This window comes from Undibacterium sp. TC9W (genome assembly GCF_049339865.1).
Lineage (GTDB): Bacteria > Pseudomonadota > Gammaproteobacteria > Burkholderiales > Burkholderiaceae_D > Undibacterium.
The window spans coordinates 316,559-333,722 of sequence record NZ_JBMPPJ010000001.1; the positions used below are offsets into that span (position 1 = coordinate 316,559).

The window sequence follows — 17,164 nt, forward strand, 5'->3', positions numbered from 1 at the left end:
TATCGTCAAGCTGGAAGCTGTTACGATTTCTATACAATTGTGACTGTGTTTTCTTAGATAAGGCCTGCAAATGGAAGCACGCTGAGCTTTTCGCCAGCTGCAATATTGCCTTGTTCATCATGCAGAATAATCATGCAATTGGCTTCTGACATGGAGCGCAAAATGCCGGATCCCTGTGAACCTGTAATACTGACGCCAAGCTCGCTATCTGCGCGTATTGACAATATGCCGCGCTGGTATTCTGTGCGCCCTGGCCGTTTGCGTATGTCTGCATTCGATTTGACACTGAATATGGGTAAGGGTGTTATTTCTGCTCCGCCCATTTGCTGCAAAGCCTGGCGCGCAAAAAAATAAAAAGAAACCATGACGGCAACCGGGTTACCCGGCAGGCCAAACAGATAAGCAGTTTTGCCTGCTGACGCAATTTTGCCAAAAGCCATGGGACGGCCAGGTCGCATGGCGATGCTCCAGAAGGCAACTTCGCCCATCCTGTCCATCAACTGACGGGTATGGTCAGCATCGCCAACAGAGACACCTCCTGAAGTGATGATGGCATCGGCATTTTCACAGGCGCTGCGCATCGCTGCTTCAAGTGCGTCGGGATTGTCCTGCACCACGCCCATATCCAGTACCTCACAACCCATGCGCATCAGCATGCCATACAGAGTGTAGCGATTACTGTCATACACACAACCGCTTTCCAGTGTTTCGCCCAAAGAGCGCAATTCATCACCGGTAGAAAATATGGCGACCCGCAGCCGTCTTTGTACGCTGACTTCGGGCATGCCCAGGGAGGCAAGCAAGCCAAGGTCGGCTGGTGTCAGTATCTTGCCTTTGTGCAGGGCGATTGTGCCCATGGCCAAGTCTTCACCTTTGAGGCGGCGATTGTCGCCTGCGCGCAAACTGCCTGCGCTTATTCTGATTTCTTCATCGCTGATTTTTGTCGTGAATTCCTGCGGGACTACCGTATCGCAAGCCGCAGGCATGAGCGCGCCTGTCATGATGCGCACACATTCTCCGGGCCCGACTGTACCGGTAAACTGTGCGCCTGCCAGGACAGTAGCTGTGACCTTCAGTTTCAGTTCTTCGTCGTCTGCTATATCTTGGCCCCGCAAGGCATAGCCATCCATTGCAGAGTTGTCGTGGGCTGGCACGTTAATGGGGGAAATGATGTCAGCAGCCAATACGCGCCCCAGGGCTTGTCTTACGGTGAGTTTTTCCATTCCGCAGACGGGCTGGACATAAGCACGCATGATATCTTGCGCCTGTTGGACTGTAAGGGCATTGGGATTGTAATCAGACATGCTTGCGGTGATATCTTGCAGCTTGCTGGCTACTCCTGGGACGGTATTCATATCAGTTTTCAAGTTCCTGTAATTCTTCCAGTGTATTGATATTCCTGAATGCTGCATTATCCTCAAACAAGACTTCGCTTATTTGCAGGCAGGCATGCCAGGCTTGCATTTTGCGTCCGCCATTCTCAAGATATGCTGTCAATCTGGGCAACACGCCGGTTTTCATGAGTGCAAACACAGGATGAATTTGTTTTTGCAAAATTCCGTCGCGGTTTTCCAAAGTCGTGGCCACGGCCAGGTCGGCATTGTGGTGCAGCAATGCAGACGACAGGCGCTCAGCCAGATCGGCTGGCAAAAATGGCGAATCGCAGGGCACGCAAAGCAAATAGGGTGTAGTGCAATGTAACAGGCCAGTCTGTATTCCCGCCAGCGGGCCAGCAAAACCTTGCATATGATCCGCATGGACTGGAAAGCCAAACTCCTTATAGGTGTCAGGATTCTGGTTGGCACTGATGATGACAGTTGCCGTTTGTGCTGCCAGTCTTTGCAGTACATGTACAGCCATGGGCTTGTCGTGCAGGCATTGCAAGCCTTTATCTATTTCACCCATGCGCGTGCCGCGACCACCTGCCAGTACCAGGCCGGTGATGAGTTTTCTGTCCTGAGTGAGGCTAGAATTTGGCACGGAAATCGACTTGCTGAAATCTAAAGTACTTATGATACTGTTATCAACCACCTATGTAAGACATTTCTATCTTCTTTCGTTGTTGGCCAGCAGTATTCTGGCTGCGCAATTCGGAGTAGCGGTCAGTGCGTTGTTGCCATATCCGGCCAATGACATTCGCAATTGCCAGATCCGGCAGTTGCTGAGGGTCACGCAACAGGGTGCGCAAATCATGTCCGTGGCTGGCAAACAGACAGGTGTAAAGCTTGCCTTCAGTTGAGAGTCTGGCCCTGCTGCAGTCGCGGCAAAAAGCCCCGGTTACGCTGGAAATGAATCCCAGTTCACCCTGGCCATCCTGACTTTTCGCATGACGCCAGCGTGTGGCTGTTTCACCCGTATAGTTGGCATCCAGGGCAAGCAAGGGCATGCCCGCATCCTGTATGCGTTGTACGACTTGCGAGGAAGGGATGACTTCATCGAGTTTCCAGCCGTTGGAGGCTCCTACGTCCATATATTCTATGAACCTGAGGATATGCGGCTTGTCCTTGAAGTATCGGGCCATGGAGACGATTTCATGATCGTTCAAGCCTGCCTTGACGACCATATTGACCTTTACTGGCCCTAGCCCGGCAGCTTCAGCTGCGGCTATGCCTTCCAGCACTTCATTCACCGAAAAATCGACATCATTCATGCGCTGGAAAATGGCATTGTCCAATGCGTCCAGTGACACCGTCACCCGCGTCAGACCTGCATCTTTCAAGCTTTGCGCCTTGCGTGCCAGTAATGAACCATTGGTTGTCAGCGTCAGATCAAGCGGCTTGCTATCGACAGTGCGTAACCTGGCCAGCATTTCTATCAGGCGCTCCAGATGCTTGCGCAATAGGGGTTCACCGCCGGTCAGACGTATTTTCCTGACTCCGTGCGCAACAAATATACTGGCGACACGGGTAATTTCTTCAAAACTCAGCAGAGATTTATGCGGCAGGTACTGGTAGTCTTTATCGAAGACCTCTTTGGGCATGCAATATACACAGCGGAAGTTGCAGCGGTCTGTGACGGAAATGCGCAGATCATGCAAGGGGCGTGACAAGGCATCCTGCAATTGACCATCGGGTGTTGTTAATACTTCTGGAACAGACAATGCAGGGCGAAAGCGTGTTAGTGCTGATAGCGGAATAAATTTTTCCGTCATGGCTGGAGCTGGTAATTTTTATGCTTAATAGTGAACAATAGCACGACTTGGAATCTCATGTGATTGTGCAGGTTTTTATTGAATTTAAACCAACAGAGATAGAATGTATCCCGCACAGGCGCAAGCTGCCAGCAGCTTGACGGTGGATAGCTTGAATTTGAAAACTGCAATACTGGCAAGAACAGTGAGTATGATGGCTTGAATATCCAGGCTTGCCGCATCTTTGAAAAAGACATGGCTGGCAAATAACCAGGCCAGGCTGGTTATGACGCCAACTACTGCTGCTGAAATGGCATTCAGAGGCGCATTCAAATGCAAATTATTCCGGCTGGATTCAACCAGTGGGCCACCTGCCAGAATGAAAATAAAAGAAGGCAGAAAAGTAAAAAAACAGGCAATGCTGGCTGCCAGACTTGCCGCCAATAATAGATGATCTCCTCCTAAAAATGCCTGGCTCCAGCCGCCAATAAAACCAACAAAAGCAACTATCATGATCAAGGGGCCTGGCGTGGTTTCACCCAGTGCCAGGCCATCCATCATTTGTGCGGTGCTCAACCAATGATATTGCTCAACTGCTGCCTGCATCATATAAGGCAACACTGCATAGGCACCGCCAAAACTGAACATGGCAGCCTTGGTAAAAAAACTGGCCATATCAGTCAAGGGATGAGGCAGGCCAAAACTGAATGCCAGCAACAGCCACATTGCGATAGCTAACAGTACGCCCAGGCTTAAGGTGACGAGTAGTTTTAACCAGGAAAAGCGGGCGTGCACGGGTGTGGGTGTGTCGTCATCAATGATGGCCGGCAGATGCGGATGTGTAGTGTGATCATGGGTTGATTTTATGGGATTGCAGTGTTTGCGAAATAACACGCCGGTACATGCAGCCGCTATGATCACGAGAGGAAAGGGTAGATGCAACCAGGCGATGGCAACAAAGGCTGCCATCGCAAAGGCAATCAATACACTGGTCTTCAAGGTACGCTGCGCGATGCGCCAGGCGGCAGCCAAAACTATCGCGACTACGGCAGGCTTGATGCCACTCATGATTGCTTGGACTGCAGTATTGTCACCAGCAGCCATATATATCCAGGATAGCAGGATCAATATCAAAAGTCCTGGTAAGACAAAGAGCAGTCCAGCCATGATGCCGCCCCTGGTCTTGTGCATGAGCCAGCCTATGTAAATGGCCAACTGCGTCGCCTCAGGCCCAGGCAAGAGCATGCAGTAATTCAAGGCATGTAAAAAACGTGCTTCAGATATCCAGCGACGCTTTTCCACAAGTTCTGCATGCATCAATGCAATTTGCCCTGCTGGTCCACCAAAGCTGATGAATCCCAGCTTGAGCCAGTACAGGAACGCAGCTTTCAGTGAGATTTCGTGATCAGGCAAGGGTAATACTTTCTATATCTTGCGAACGAATAATCTGCCAGTAATGACCATTTATCGAATGTAGCTCATAAAAAAACCGGCAATCAAAAAGAAAGCCGGTTTTTTCTTAAACCCGTACAAAAGAATTGCTACTGGTCATTTGCTCATATCATGAGTGACGTGTTTCCACCATCACCAATGGTTCATCCGCAACAACTGGCAGTGGTTTGCGTTCGCGAGGAATACGTGCCGGTGCAACCAGTTTTTCTGCTTCTGCTTTGGCTGCTTGCAGCTTCACAGGGTCGGTGCTGGCCAATTCCAGTCCGGCATCTTTAAGCATGCTATGCAAGGATTCCAAAGGCATGGTTGCATCCAGCGGTTTTGCTGCTGGCGTATTGACTGCCGGTGCGGCAACTACCTGAGCTGGCGCTACTTCAACCGCTGCAGCTTGAGGAATGACTTCCGCTGGAGCAGAGATGCTTGCCTCAGGAGCTGGTGCTGGCTCAGCAGTGATGACTACAGGTGCAGTTGCCGCTACAGGAGCAGCAGCTGTGCTTGCTTCTGCTGGAGCAGTCACTACAGGGGCTTCATGAATTTCAGCGGCGGCAGCAACTGCTGGTGCGCTGATGACTTCTTGCGGTGTAACAACTGCTACGGGAGACGTAATAGCAGGTGCCGCAGGTGTAACAGCTGTATCAACTACTGCATCAGCCACATAAACCGGCGCGCCTGTCACTGGAGTTGGCGCAGATGCTGCTGCACTCACCGTTTCGGTAAAGCTCGCAGGCTGGATGGCTTCAGCAACAGGGTTTACCGTGTTGTCAGGCGCTGCTGGCGTTGCAACTGCAGGCGTGGCCACTGTGTTCACCGCGGCTACATCATTGCCAGTATTGGCGTCGATTGCTTCGCTGCCATCAATTGGCAATTCGCCTTGCTCATTGACTTGCTCGTTACCATCACGGTCGCGGCGGTTACGGTTGCGGCCACCACGACGGCGACGGCGACGGCGCTCTTCGCCTTGCTCGCTATTGTCGTTTTCTGCACCGGACTCCAGTGCTTCCAGCTGTGGTGCAGCAGGCATGACATCAACAGGCACTGGATCTACATGCTTGTGGATAGGTTCTTCCTTGCTGTCCTGAGCCTGGTTTTCCTTACGTTCGTCGCGTTGACGCTGTTGACGTTCGCGGCGGGTTTCCTGGGATTCACGTTCTTCACGTGGTGGCTTAGGTGCTTTTGGTGGGCGTGGATTTTCCGCTGCTACCGGTTTGGCTGTTTCCTGCTCTGGTCTTTCAGCTTTTTCTGCCTTATCTGTCTTCACCGGACGGTCTTCGCGTTCGTCACGGTCACGGTTGCGGCGATTGCGGTTGCGCTGGCTGTTGCTATTGCCATTGCGCGGACCACGTGTATTGCGGTCACGCTCAGCTGATTTTTCTTCTGCTGGTTTTGGTGCTTCTACCTGCGCTGCTGGCTCGGATTTGCCGAACAGGAAGCCAAACAGTTTGCCAAAGAAGCCAGGTTCTGCCGGGGCTGCAACTGGCGCAACAACCACTGGTGCCGCTTCTTTGCGTTCAACGATAGGTGCAGTTTCAGGTGTGATGCTCTTGACTACGGCTTCCTGACGTGGCTTGACGTCTTCTTTCTGACGTTTGCTATAGCCGATGTCGGTATCAGCCTGTTCAGCCATGGCATAGCTGGCGTGGTGGTCTTCGAGGCGTGGGTCATCTGTTTTCAGACGATCCAGCTTGTAATGCGGGGTTTCCAGATGTTTGTTCGGGATCAGGATGACAGTCACGCGATGGCGCGTTTCTATCTTCAGGATTTCACCACGTTTTTCATTCAGCAGGAATGCAGCAACATCGACAGGTACCTGTACGTGGATCGCTGCTGAGTTTTCCTTCATGGCCTCTTCCTGGATAATACGCAGGACTTGCAGGGCAGAAGATTCTGTATCACGGATATGGCCAGTGCCGTTGCAGCGTGGGCAAGTCACATGACTGCCTTCGGACAGCGAAGGGCGCAGACGCTGGCGTGACAATTCCATCAGGCCAAAGCGGGAGATCTTGCCCATCTGTACACGTGCGCGGTCATAGCGCAGGGCATCTTTGAGGCGGGTTTCAACTTCGCGCTGGTTCTTGGCGTTTTCCATGTCGATAAAATCGATCACGATCAAACCACCCAAGTCACGCAAGCGCAATTGACGGGCTACTTCTTCAGCTGCTTCTAGATTGGTATTGAATGCGGTTGTCTCGATATCGCCACCACGGGTGGAACGGGCCGAATTGACGTCCACAGATACCAGGGCTTCCGTATGATCAATAACGATCGCGCCCCCAGATGGCAGAGGTACTGTGCGGGAATACGCAGTTTCGATCTGGTGTTCGATCTGGAAACGTGAGAACAGCGGGACATCATCGCTATAACGTTTAACGCGATGCACCATGTCTGGCATCACGTGGCTCATGAATTGCTGAGCCTGTTCGTAGATTTCATCGGTATCGATGAGGATTTCACCAATGTCAGGCTGGAAATAATCGCGGATGGCGCGGATGACCAGCGAAGATTCTTGATAAATCAGGAAGGCGCCAGGAGAAGATTTGCCAGCGCCTTCAATCGCACGCCAGAGTTGCATCAGGTAATTCAGATCCCATTGCAATTCATCAACATTGCGGCCTATGCCAGCAGTGCGGGCAATCACAGACATGCCGCCGGGCAAGTCCAGTTTGTCCATGGTTTCGCGCAATTCCTGGCGATCTTCACCTTCAACGCGGCGGGAAACACCACCACCACGTGGGTTGTTAGGCATCAATACCAGATAGCGGCCAGCCAGGGAGATGAACGAGGTCAGGGCTGCGCCCTTGTTGCCACGTTCTTCTTTTTCAACCTGGACCATGATTTCCTGGCCTTCACGCAGCGCCTCTTTAATAGAAGCATTGCGTACATCAACACCCTCTTTAAAGTAGGTGCGGGCAACTTCTTTGAAGGGGAGGAAACCGTGACGTTCTTCGCCGTAGTTGACGAAACAGGCTTCAAGGGAAGGCTCGATACGAGTGATCACGCCTTTGTAGATATTCGATTTGCGCAATTCGCGACCGGCAGTCTCGATATCAATGTCAATGAGTTTTTGCCCATTGACAATGGCAACGCGCAACTCTTCTTGCTGCGTCGCGTTGAACAGCATACGTTTCATGTTTTTACTCCGTGACCTGTTGGTCATCTTGTGTTGCCATCCATTGAAGGGGCAACTGTGCTGATACGGGATGTACGCGGGAACGGAGTGTTTGAGGGGGAGGGAAATGCCTGAAACAAAACAGGGCGGAGTCTATATGGCCATGAAAAGCCAAATAGAGCTGATGATATGGCGATACTGCCATCTGTTTTGCGTTGGGCGCGGACAATCAAGATAAATCAAGTTCGAGTGCACATGTCCCCCGCGTTGACTGACTTGCTTATTGATTGAACAAGCAAGTCCAACGCCAGGCGATGCGCAACTTTGGTGCCAGACCATCTTATTGTGTTGTGTCTGGCGGAATCGACCCTATTACCTCAACCATCAACCAGCAAGCTCACAGATTCATATTTAAACCCGCGCCTCTTGCCAGACTAATATCCTTACAATTCAAACTCTCTGATCCAACTTCATTTGTCTATGCCCGATAACAACAATTGGCTGCTACCTTGACCTGCAAATGACGCTGCATACACATCTTTTCCATCAAATTTGCAAACAGGCGAGGCTTATGGACATGCCCCTGTGTAAAATAGGCGTTTATTCCTCTTACACTGCTAAAGCACAAAATGCTGAAGCGAAAATGATTATATATTCAAAATGAAGGACTTAGCGACAATTAATAGGGGAGCACATCAAATTCAGATGGAAAAGACTCCCCCTCAGCAGCCTTCGGCCTCCCAACCCAAAGTTCAGATGCTCACGATCTCGGAAGAAGAGGCGGGTCAGCGCATCGATAATTTCTTGCTGCGTATTTGTAAAGGCGTGCCAAAAAGCCATGTTTACCGGGTGTTACGGTCCGGCGAGGTGCGTGTCAATAAAGGCCGCATAGACCAGTTGTACCGCCTGGTGGAAGGCGATGTTGTCCGTATCCCGCCAATCCGCATGGCAGAAGTCAGCGAACAGGTCGTGCCCAAGCATGAATTTCCCATCTTGTTTGAAGATAATCATTTATTGATTATTAATAAGCCGGCAGGTGTAGCAGTACATGGTGGCTCTGGTGTCAGTTATGGCGTGATTGAGCAATTGCGCGCATCCAGGCCAGATGCCAAGTTCCTGGAGCTGGTGCACAGGCTCGACCGGGAAACCTCAGGAATACTCTTGCTGGCAAAAAAACGCAGCGCATTAACAAATTTGCATGAACAAATGCGTGATGGTGGTACGGACAAGCGTTACCTGACCCTGGTGCATGGCGACTGGAAGAATGCCCGCCAGCATGTCAAACTGGCTTTGCATAAATACACAACGGCTGAAGGTGAGCGCCGTGTTCGGGTGCAGGCGGACGGCATGGCTTCGCATACGGTATTTACTTTGCAAAAAAAATATCGCGATTTTGCCTTGCTCGAAGCTGAGCTGAAAACCGGGCGTACCCACCAAATCCGAGTGCATCTGTCTGCCAGTGGTTTTGCTATTGCTGGCGATGACAAATATGGCGATTTTTCTTTAAACCGTGCTTTGTTAAAGCCGGGCGAGGGGCGTGGCGCACTGAAACGCATGTTCCTGCATGCACACCAGATCAGCTTTGTTCATCCAGAAACGGGCAAGACCTTGACGGTGAATGCAGGCTTGCCAAAAGAATGTGAAGATTTCCTGAAAAGCCTGGCTTAGTGATCCGGTCAGGAAAAGTCTTAATGCTTTAGTAATGGTATGATGCCGTTATTGATGAGAAACATGTCGCGCATGCACATGCATGCGCGTTTATTGAATATATGGCAAAAAAGCAATTCGATTTAATTGTATTTGACTGGGACGGAACCTTGATGGACAGCACTGCTGCCATCGTCAAATGCATGCAGTCCGCAGCAAAAGACCTTGGTTTGCCGGTTCCCAAAGAAGATATCGCTTCTTATGTCATCGGCCTCGCCTTGCCTGAAGCAATACAGGTGGCCATGCCGGGAATAGACCCAAAACTCTATCCCAGGGTGGTTGAGCGTTTCCGCCATCACTTTCTGACCAAGGACCACGAGTTGCCCCTGTTTAAGGGCGTCAGGGAAATGTTGGCCGAATTAGCACAAGAGGGCTATTTTTTGGCAGTGGCAACTGGTGCCAGCCGGGTTGGCCTGAGCCGCGCCTTGCATACAGCCAAGCTGACCTCGTTATTTGATGCGACTCGTTGTTCCGACGAGACATTTTCCAAGCCGCACCCTGCCATGTTGCAAGAATTGACGCGTGAACTGGGTCAGGATATGCGCCGCACTGTCATGATAGGTGACACCACCCATGATTTACAGATGGCCAATAATGCTGGTGCCGCAGCGATCGCGGTTGAGTATGGCGCACATGATGTACTGGCCCTGCAAAACATGCAGCCTCTGTTTTCTGCAAAAGATGTGGCGCAGTTGCATGAATGGCTGCGTGAAAACGCCTGATCACATTGGTAGATAAGCAGTAAAGAAGAGATAAAGATGAAGTCAATTTCTGTATGTAAGTCAGATGAGTTGATAGAAGGTGGCAAGGGCGTGCGCTTTCCGGTCACTGCCGGCAGTGATGACGCTGTTGGCTTTGTGATTCGCTATGACGGCGCAGTCCATGGTTATTTAAACCGCTGTGCTCATGTGCCGGTGGAACTGGACTGGAACCCGGGCGAATTCTTGGAATCCAGCGGTCTTTACATCATGTGCGCAACCCATGGCGCAATTTACCAGCCAGATACTGGCTATTGCACGGGCGGCCCTTGTCGCGGTGGCCGTCTGCGAAAAATTAATGTCAGTGAAGAAGGAGGGCAGATTTACTGGCATCCCGATGATTATATACAAGCTGTCATTGCCTGATTTCTGGAAAAATTATGAATGAGCAATTTCCGAGTTCGCCAGTCAGCGAAAGCGATAAAAAAGAAGCTGGCTGGGAACGACAGCTTTTAGAAAAACTGGCAACAGATTCCTTACGTGAACAGCGCCTGCGCCGACGCTGGAGTATCTTTTTCAGGTTCGCATTTCTGTCGGTAGTGATATTCGCATTTTACTATTTCAGCGATTATGCAACGGGTGAAATGGAAAACCTCGGACATCATACTGCCCTGATAGAAATTGAAGGTACCATAGAGTCTGAAGGCTCGGGCAGCGCGCATACCGTGATACCCGCGTTGAACCGGGCATTTGCTGATCCGGGCTCGGTGGCAGTTGTTATTCGCATCAATAGCCCCGGCGGCAGCCCTGTGCAGGCTGGCATGATCAATGATGAAATGGGCAGGTTGCGCAAAGAATACCCAGAGAAAAAATTGTATGTTGTGGTGGATGAGATTTGCGCATCGGGCGGCTATTACATTGCCGTTGCAGCCGATAAGATTTTCGTCAATAAGGCCAGCGTCGTTGGTTCTATTGGTGTGCTCATGGATGGTTTTGGCTTTACCGGCCTGATGGATAAGCTGGGTGTTGAGCGCCGTCTCATGACTGCAGGTGAAAACAAGGGTTTCATGGACCCATTCTCACCGCAGACAGAAAAACAAAAAGCATTTTCCCAAACCATGCTCAATGAAATCCACCAGCAATTCATTGATACCGTGCGTGCGGGCCGTGGTCAGCGCCTGAAAGAAACGCCAGAAATGTTTTCTGGCCTGTTCTGGATAGGCAGCAAGGCCGTGCAAATGGGCCTGGCAGACGATTTTGGTTCTGTGGATTCTGTCGCACGCGATATAGTCAAGGTGGAAAATATCGTTGATTACACCCAAAAAGAAGGTCTGCCTGAGCGTGTCTTGAAGAAATTTGGTGCCTCTATAGGTGCCAGTGCAGCAACCACCTTATTAAAGGGAAATACTCCTAGCATGCGCTAAATTCGCTATTTAGTTTGGTTGATTTTGTTAATCTTGTTGGCTGCATGCATAGTTATTTTTTTCTTCCACTCGTTATTGAGTTGGCATATATTAGGGGCGTAACTGGTTCAAAAGAAGGAGGTCGATATACAAAATATTTTTTGTATCCAAGGCGGAATGAATTTGAGCTCCGGTGTCTTGTGTGCCGGTTATTAATGAAGTGGATAGACCTACAATTTGTGAAGCACCCATCCGTTTATTACGGACCTGAGGTTTCTAAGAACCCTCGCCAAATTAGTGGCATTAGCTATAGTAGTAGTCAAACAGCATCCATGAAGTAAAAGAAACGGTAGTGCAACGCTACCGTTTTTTTATATCTGTTTCCTTTCTCCTATTTGATTTTAATCAAGTGTCTTGGTTCTCTCTCATGTAGCATTAAAGCGTTTTCATTCTTCGTTTTCGTCCTTTTCCTGGTTTGATCATTCACCATGGCATTTGCATTTTCATCGCTAGTTGAGGCTTTGCTGTTCACTTTCAAAGATGGTGAAAAGACAGACTGTTTTCATTGCGGTAAAAAAATGCGCAAAAGCAATGCATTGACGGCCCATTTTAATGGCCACACGCAACCAGTGTGTTGCCACGGCTGTCTCGCGGTGTTGCGCGCAGTGGAGCACAATAATCTGGTGGATGAGTATATGAAGAATAAAACGAACCAGACGCTGGTCGCTTGATGCCATGGTAAATACAGATGACGTGATACCAGACTTTCATGGTACTGCTCCGCAGCAACAATTTGTCAGTGAGAAATTAAACCTCTCTGGTATGCGTTGTGCCGCCTGCGTGCAATTGATAGAATTTCGCATCAGACAACTGGCGGGAGTCATCTCCTTCAAAATCAATCCTGCAAGCCATCGTGCCGATATTTCCTGGGACAGTAATTTACTGACACTCAAACGTATTCTGGCAGCCATCACAGACCTTGGCTATGGTGCTTTGCCAGCCAGCCAGTCTCCAGATGAACTGGAGCAAAAAGAAAACAGGCGCGCCCTGTGGCGTTTGTTCATTGCCGGTTTCGCCATGATGCAGGTGATGATGTATGCCTTTCCAGCCTACATGGTGCCCGTACCTCAGATCGATGGTGACTTGACACCGGATGTCGATAAGCTGCTGAAGCTAGCCAGCATGATCATTGCAGTACCCGTGATAGGATTCTCCGCCTTGCCTTTCTTTTCTTCTGCCTGGCGCGATCTGAAAAACCATCATATAGGCATGGATGTACCAGTTTCCCTGGGGATACTGCTGACTTTCCTGGCCAGTATCTGGGCTACTTTTCATGGTGGTGCCGTCTATTTTGATTCGGCCATCATGTTTGTCTTTCTCTTGTTGGGCGCGCGTCTGATCGAGTCAAAAGTGCAAAAGCGCACGACAGCTGCATTGCGGATTTTGACACAATTGTCGCCTGCAATGGCGCAACGATTCCTGGCCTATCCGCAGCAGTCTCTTGAGACTGTCGATGCGTCTGCCTTGCAGGCAGGTGATTATTTGATGGTCGCTGCTGGCGAACATATTCCTGCAGATGGCATGGTGATCAGCGGTGACAGCAGTTGTGATGAAGCCTTGATGACGGGTGAGTCTTTGCCAGTCCCTAAAACCACGGGCAGCCATGTGCTGGCGGGCTCAGTGAACATTCACGGTGCTCTGGTGATGCAGGCAAAAGAAGTGGGTGGAGCGACACAATTGTCTGCACTGATAGGCATGATGGAATCTGCATCACTTGAAAAACCACCACTGGTTTTGCTGGCTGACAAACATGCCAGCCGCTTTTTGATCATCATCCTTTTGCTGGCGTTTGTCAGTGGCATAGTCTGGTGGCAGATAGATGCTGGACGTGCCTTATGGATAGCCATCAGCATCATCGTCTTGACCTGCCCCTGCGCCTTGTCCCTCGCAACGCCCGGTGTCATGTCGGCTGCCATCGGTATTCTGGCAAAAAATGGTGTATTGATGGCGAAATCAAAAGCCATACAAGCCATGGCAAATGCCACGCATATCGTCTTTGATAAAACTGGTACATTGACCATGGGTAAATTGCAGGTCATGGAAATGCTAAGTACAGATGAAGAGGGCAGCAACGTCGCAATTGCGATGGCATTGTCCTGCCAGTCTGCGCATCCTGTAGCCAGGGCGATAGCTGACTACCTTGCGCAAAATGCCGTGCCTCAGGATATTGTTGACTTGGTCAAAGTCAGGGAAGTCCCCGGTGGTGGCATAGAAGCTGAATTTGAAAATGAAGTATATCGCCTCGGTAGTGTGGAGTTTGCCAGTGGCGTACATGATCATGATAGCTGTGTTCCTGAGTGCTTTACCGGGCGCACGTTGAGCGTGCTGGCGAGCCGGCGAGGTAATCTCATCTGGTTTGCACTCGATGACATTTTGCGTGAAGACGCGGCGGAAGCGATCAGGAACCTGAAAGGCAAGGGCAAGAAAATCCTGCTCCTGTCTGGTGACAGGAAAGATGTGGTCAATAAAATTGCTGAGCAATGCGATATTCAGGAAGCATACTCAGGGCTGAGTCCTTCGGGTAAATATGAGATAGTACAAAAACTCCAGGCCAACGGCGCGACAGTAATCATGGTTGGTGATGGCATGAATGATGGGCCTGTGCTGGCGCTGGCAGACGTGTCGGTGGCGATGGGACAGGGCGCACCCATTTCCCAATCACGCAGCGATGTATTGCTGATGTCGAATCGTCTGCTGGACCTGGATTTTGGCATGACTGTGGCCAGCAAAGCGTATAGGTTAATACGTGAAAATCTCGCCTGGGCCATACTTTATAATTTACTGGCGATACCCGCAGCGATGTGCGGCTGGCTAGAGCCCTGGCATGCAGCTCTGGGCATGTCGCTGAGTTCGTTGATCGTGGTATTGAATGCCCTGCGTCTGTATTTATTGCCGCAACCCGTCTATCTGATGCAGGGCTGATGTAGGGCTGATTAAAAAGGCTGACGCAGGAAATTATGGATATACTTTATTTGCTGATACCCTTGAGTCTGGTACTGGTGTTCGCCATCGGTGCGGTATTCTGGTGGGCGGTCAATCACCGTCAATTCGATGGCCTGGAAGATGAAGGACAAAGAATCGTCGATGATGTTGATGGCTGAATCTGCGGCCACGCTTAAACGTCATTCATGCCTGGATTCGTCAGAGGCAATATATGGTGTGCAGATTCAAGAAAATCTGATTCGTTTATATCGTTTTGAACTATTCGCCTTGCGTTCGCATATCCCGCAAAATTTCTTGCAATTGACTTGCTATAGGCAGGGTCATAATGTTGTCCAAGCAGTTCTTTGACCAGCTCAGTGAGTTTGCCGCATTCTGCCATTTGCCTCCAGCGGGAAATTTTTTCCTTGCCGTGCAAAGGAGTGAGAAAGTCCAGTTGTTGCCCCAGGCTTTCTGCATTGCTTATGAAGTGCGCATATTCTTCTACCAATAGCCCTACACGTTTTTCCATGGGCAGGCAAAGTTGCACGCAGGGCGAGGCGCGCATGGCATGCATGAGGCTGTCCGGCACCCTCAGTTTGCCGATTTTCTTGCTTTCTGCTTCAACGAAAATCATTTTTTGCTGATCAAATCGCTGTAGCTGCTCAAAAATCAGACTCTCGAATTGTTTCTGTGAAGCTTGCGTACGCCCGGGAATATCACCCAATACAGAGCCGCGATGATTCGCGAGTTGTTCCAGATCCAGAACTTGCGCGCCCAGACCAGCCAGAGTGTTCAGACAGCGGCTTTTGCCACTGCCGGTTGGCCCACATAGAACCTGCCATTTGAGCTCCGATGGCTTTGTACTGATACTTTGATTAACAAACTGCCGGTAGGCTTTGTAGCCACCATTCAGTTGCGTTACTGGCCAGCCTATTTTGGCAAAGATATGTGCCATTGCGCCGCTGCGGTTGCCGCCGCGCCAGCAATAAATCAATGGTTTCCAGTCGCGGGGTCTGTCCTGGAACAGGTTTTCTATATGCAGGCCTATGTTTTTTGCTACCAGGGCCGCTCCCAGGCGCTTGGCTTCAAATGAACCTACTTGCTTGTACCTGGTGCCAACAACTATGCGCTCTTCATTGTTGAGTACCGGACAATTGATGGCGCCAGCAATATGGTCTTCGGCAAACTCAGCCGGGCTGCGGACGTCGATAATAGTGTCAAACCTTGACCTTTGCTGGAAGACCTCTGGAAAATCCAGTAATTCAGGATATTTCATGGTGTCATTTGCCGAGCAATGGCAGCAAATGCGGCCAGACATTATTGAGTATGGCCGGGTGTGCTTCTGCAATCGGGTGAATACGGTCAGACTGGAACAGGTTTTCTTTTTCTGCTATGCCTTCCAGCAGAAATGGGACTAAGGCAATCTTGTTGGCTTTCGCGAGTTTTCCATACATGGAAAAGAAGCGCTCAGAATAATCTGGCCCATAATTGGGCGGTATCCTCATTCCTGCCAACAAAACTTTACTATGCTGCGCCTTCACCATGTCGATCATGGCCTTGAAATTATCTTCAGAGGCCTTAAGTGATAGACCACGAAGGGCATCATTGCCACCAAGTTCTATAATGACGACATCTGGATGATGCTTTTCCAGCAGAGTGCCTAATCTGGCTTTGCCGCCACTGGTGGTGTCACCACTGATGCTGGCGTTGATGACTGTGGCAGGTATTTTTTTTTGCTGCAATCCTTGTTCCAGCAGTGTTACCCAGCCTTTGCCGCGTGCCAGGCCATATTCGGCTGATAAACTGTCGCCGAGCACGAGTATGGTTTTTGATGCAGAATAAGCAGGTAAAGTAGTGAATGTAAATACAGCAAAGACGGCAAACATCACAAACATCAGGGCTTGTTTTGATAGCCTGCTGACGTGACCTGATAATTGAGAAAATAGCATACGCAAAGACCTTATGGAATCAAACAAAGCGGCAATAGAAGTAAAGCACCTGAGCAAGCGTGTAGCAGACGCCACGGGCGAGCTCAGTATCCTGAATGGTATAGATTTTACCGCGCAAGCCGGGCAGACGCTTGCAATTGTTGGCGCTTCTGGTTCCGGTAAATCGACCCTGCTGGGCATCCTGGCTGGTCTGGATACGCCAACAGAAGGCAAGGTCTTGCTAGATGGCGTGGATATTTTTGATTTGACCGAGGATGGCAGGGCACAATTTCGCAAGGAAAACCTGGGTTTTGTATTCCAGTCCTTTCAGTTATTGATGCACCTGAATGCGCTGGAAAATGTCATGCTGCCACTTGAATTGCGTGGTGACAAGCAGGCACGTGCCAAGGCAGAAAAAATGCTGGAGCATGTCGGACTGGGTTCCAGACTCAGGCATTATCCCAAGTTTTTGTCGGGCGGCGAACAGCAACGGGTAGCACTGGCGCGCGCTTTTGTGACCGAGCCACCTCTGTTGTTTGCCGATGAGCCGACTGGCAGCCTGGATGCTGCCACTGGTGAAGCGATTATCAACCTGATGTTTACGTTGAATCGTGAGCGTGGCTCAACCCTGGTGCTGGTCACGCATGATCTTTCGATTGCAGCGAGATGCGGCAGAGTCCTGACCATCAGTGCGGGTCATTTGCGCTCGGACACTTTAAACGCCTGATGGCTTAGGATTTATCTAAGCATTTATGTAA

At 50.2% G+C, this 17,164-nt stretch carries 15 protein-coding genes; 8 read left to right on the forward strand and 7 right to left on the reverse strand.

The window, feature by feature from the left end; genetic code table 11:
• Positions 1-53: 53 nt before the first annotated feature.
• The 5 genes from glp to ACO0LN_RS01470 all read right to left on the reverse strand — a co-directional run bounded on the left by glp (position 54) and on the right by ACO0LN_RS01470 (position 7,709).
• Complete coding sequence (gene glp / locus ACO0LN_RS01450) at positions 54-1,355, reverse strand: gephyrin-like molybdotransferase Glp (RefSeq protein ID WP_422970627.1); 1,302 nt, start codon at positions 1,353-1,355, stop codon at positions 54-56.
• Position 1,356: 1 nt separating this feature from the next.
• The gene (gene mobA, locus ACO0LN_RS01455; protein ID WP_422970628.1) at positions 1,357-1,980 is read right to left on the reverse strand and encodes a molybdenum cofactor guanylyltransferase MobA; all 624 of its coding nucleotides are present in this window, start codon (positions 1,978-1,980) and stop codon (positions 1,357-1,359) included.
• 43 nt (positions 1,981-2,023) lie between these two features.
• Entirely contained in the window at positions 2,024-3,151 is a 1,128-nt protein-coding gene (gene moaA / locus ACO0LN_RS01460) for a GTP 3',8-cyclase MoaA (protein WP_422970629.1), read from the reverse strand.
• Positions 3,152-3,235: 84 nt separating this feature from the next.
• Positions 3,236-4,543: a chromate efflux transporter gene (gene chrA / locus ACO0LN_RS01465; RefSeq protein ID WP_422970630.1), complete on the reverse strand. Its 1,308-nt coding sequence runs from the start codon at positions 4,541-4,543 to the stop codon at positions 3,236-3,238.
• Positions 4,544-4,691: 148 nt separating this feature from the next.
• Complete coding sequence (locus ACO0LN_RS01470; RefSeq protein WP_422970631.1) at positions 4,692-7,709, reverse strand: Rne/Rng family ribonuclease; 3,018 nt, start codon at positions 7,707-7,709, stop codon at positions 4,692-4,694.
• Between the two features lie 639 nt (positions 7,710-8,348).
• Between ACO0LN_RS01470 and ACO0LN_RS01475 the strand changes: the two genes are divergently transcribed.
• From ACO0LN_RS01475 to ccoS, 7 genes are all read left to right on the forward strand, one after another.
• Positions 8,349-9,356, forward strand: a complete 1,008-nt coding sequence (locus ACO0LN_RS01475) for an RluA family pseudouridine synthase (RefSeq protein WP_422970632.1) — start codon at positions 8,349-8,351, stop codon at positions 9,354-9,356.
• Positions 9,357-9,457: 101 nt separating this feature from the next.
• Complete coding sequence (locus ACO0LN_RS01480; RefSeq protein WP_422970633.1) at positions 9,458-10,117, forward strand: HAD-IIIA family hydrolase; 660 nt, start codon at positions 9,458-9,460, stop codon at positions 10,115-10,117.
• A 36-nt stretch (positions 10,118-10,153) separates the two neighbouring features.
• Entirely contained in the window at positions 10,154-10,519 is a 366-nt protein-coding gene (locus tag ACO0LN_RS01485; RefSeq protein ID WP_422970634.1) for a Rieske (2Fe-2S) protein, read from the forward strand.
• Entirely contained in the window at positions 10,519-11,517 is a 999-nt protein-coding gene (locus ACO0LN_RS01490; RefSeq protein ID WP_422970770.1) for a S49 family peptidase, read from the forward strand. Before ACO0LN_RS01485 ends, ACO0LN_RS01490 begins: the two co-directional genes overlap by 1 nt.
• 467 nt (positions 11,518-11,984) lie before the next feature.
• On the forward strand, positions 11,985-12,227 hold the full coding sequence (locus ACO0LN_RS01495) for a heavy metal translocating P-type ATPase metal-binding domain-containing protein (RefSeq protein ID WP_422970635.1): 243 nt from the start codon (positions 11,985-11,987) through the stop codon (positions 12,225-12,227).
• A 4-nt stretch (positions 12,228-12,231) separates the two neighbouring features.
• Positions 12,232-14,478: a heavy metal translocating P-type ATPase gene (locus ACO0LN_RS01500; RefSeq protein ID WP_422970636.1), complete on the forward strand. Its 2,247-nt coding sequence runs from the start codon at positions 12,232-12,234 to the stop codon at positions 14,476-14,478.
• Between the two features lie 35 nt (positions 14,479-14,513).
• Positions 14,514-14,657 carry a cbb3-type cytochrome oxidase assembly protein CcoS gene (ccoS, locus tag ACO0LN_RS01505; RefSeq protein ID WP_162041624.1) on the forward strand — a complete coding sequence of 48 codons (144 nt, stop codon included), beginning with the start codon at positions 14,514-14,516 and terminating at the stop codon, positions 14,655-14,657.
• 14 nt (positions 14,658-14,671) lie between these two features.
• On the opposite strand, the gene mnmH is transcribed toward ccoS, so the two are convergent.
• Complete coding sequence (mnmH, locus tag ACO0LN_RS01510) at positions 14,672-15,754, reverse strand: tRNA 2-selenouridine(34) synthase MnmH (protein ID WP_422970637.1); 1,083 nt, start codon at positions 15,752-15,754, stop codon at positions 14,672-14,674.
• Positions 15,755-15,758: 4 nt separating this feature from the next.
• Complete coding sequence (locus ACO0LN_RS01515) at positions 15,759-16,364, reverse strand: arylesterase (protein ID WP_422951106.1); 606 nt, start codon at positions 16,362-16,364, stop codon at positions 15,759-15,761.
• 76 nt (positions 16,365-16,440) lie between these two features.
• Between ACO0LN_RS01515 and ACO0LN_RS01520 the strand changes: the two genes are divergently transcribed.
• Positions 16,441-17,133: an ABC transporter ATP-binding protein gene (locus ACO0LN_RS01520; protein WP_162041622.1), complete on the forward strand. Its 693-nt coding sequence runs from the start codon at positions 16,441-16,443 to the stop codon at positions 17,131-17,133.
• The last annotated feature ends 31 nt before the right edge of the window (positions 17,134-17,164 follow it).

Bases quoted from the DNA above. Each gene is read 5' to 3' on its own strand.
- glp (WP_422970627.1), bottom strand. From the start codon at position 1,355: ATGAATACCGTCCCAGGAGTAGCCAGCAAGCTGCAAGATATCACCGCA.
- moaA (WP_422970629.1), bottom strand. From the start codon at position 3,151: ATGACGGAAAAATTTATTCCGCTATCAGCACTAACACGCTTTCGCCCT.
- ACO0LN_RS01470 (WP_422970631.1), bottom strand. From the start codon at position 7,709: ATGAAACGTATGCTGTTCAACGCGACGCAGCAAGAAGAGTTGCGCGTT.
- ACO0LN_RS01475 (WP_422970632.1), top strand. From the start codon at position 8,349: ATGAAGGACTTAGCGACAATTAATAGGGGAGCACATCAAATTCAGATG.
- ACO0LN_RS01480 (WP_422970633.1), top strand. From the start codon at position 9,458: ATGGCAAAAAAGCAATTCGATTTAATTGTATTTGACTGGGACGGAACC.
- ACO0LN_RS01485 (WP_422970634.1), top strand. From the start codon at position 10,154: ATGAAGTCAATTTCTGTATGTAAGTCAGATGAGTTGATAGAAGGTGGC.
- ACO0LN_RS01495 (WP_422970635.1), top strand. From the start codon at position 11,985: ATGGCATTTGCATTTTCATCGCTAGTTGAGGCTTTGCTGTTCACTTTC.
- ACO0LN_RS01500 (WP_422970636.1), top strand. From the start codon at position 12,232: ATGGTAAATACAGATGACGTGATACCAGACTTTCATGGTACTGCTCCG.
- ccoS (WP_162041624.1), top strand. From the start codon at position 14,514: ATGGATATACTTTATTTGCTGATACCCTTGAGTCTGGTACTGGTGTTC.
- mnmH (WP_422970637.1), bottom strand. From the start codon at position 15,754: ATGAAATATCCTGAATTACTGGATTTTCCAGAGGTCTTCCAGCAAAGG.
- ACO0LN_RS01515 (WP_422951106.1), bottom strand. From the start codon at position 16,364: ATGTTTGCCGTCTTTGCTGTATTTACATTCACTACTTTACCTGCTTAT.
- ACO0LN_RS01520 (WP_162041622.1), top strand. From the start codon at position 16,441: ATGGAATCAAACAAAGCGGCAATAGAAGTAAAGCACCTGAGCAAGCGT.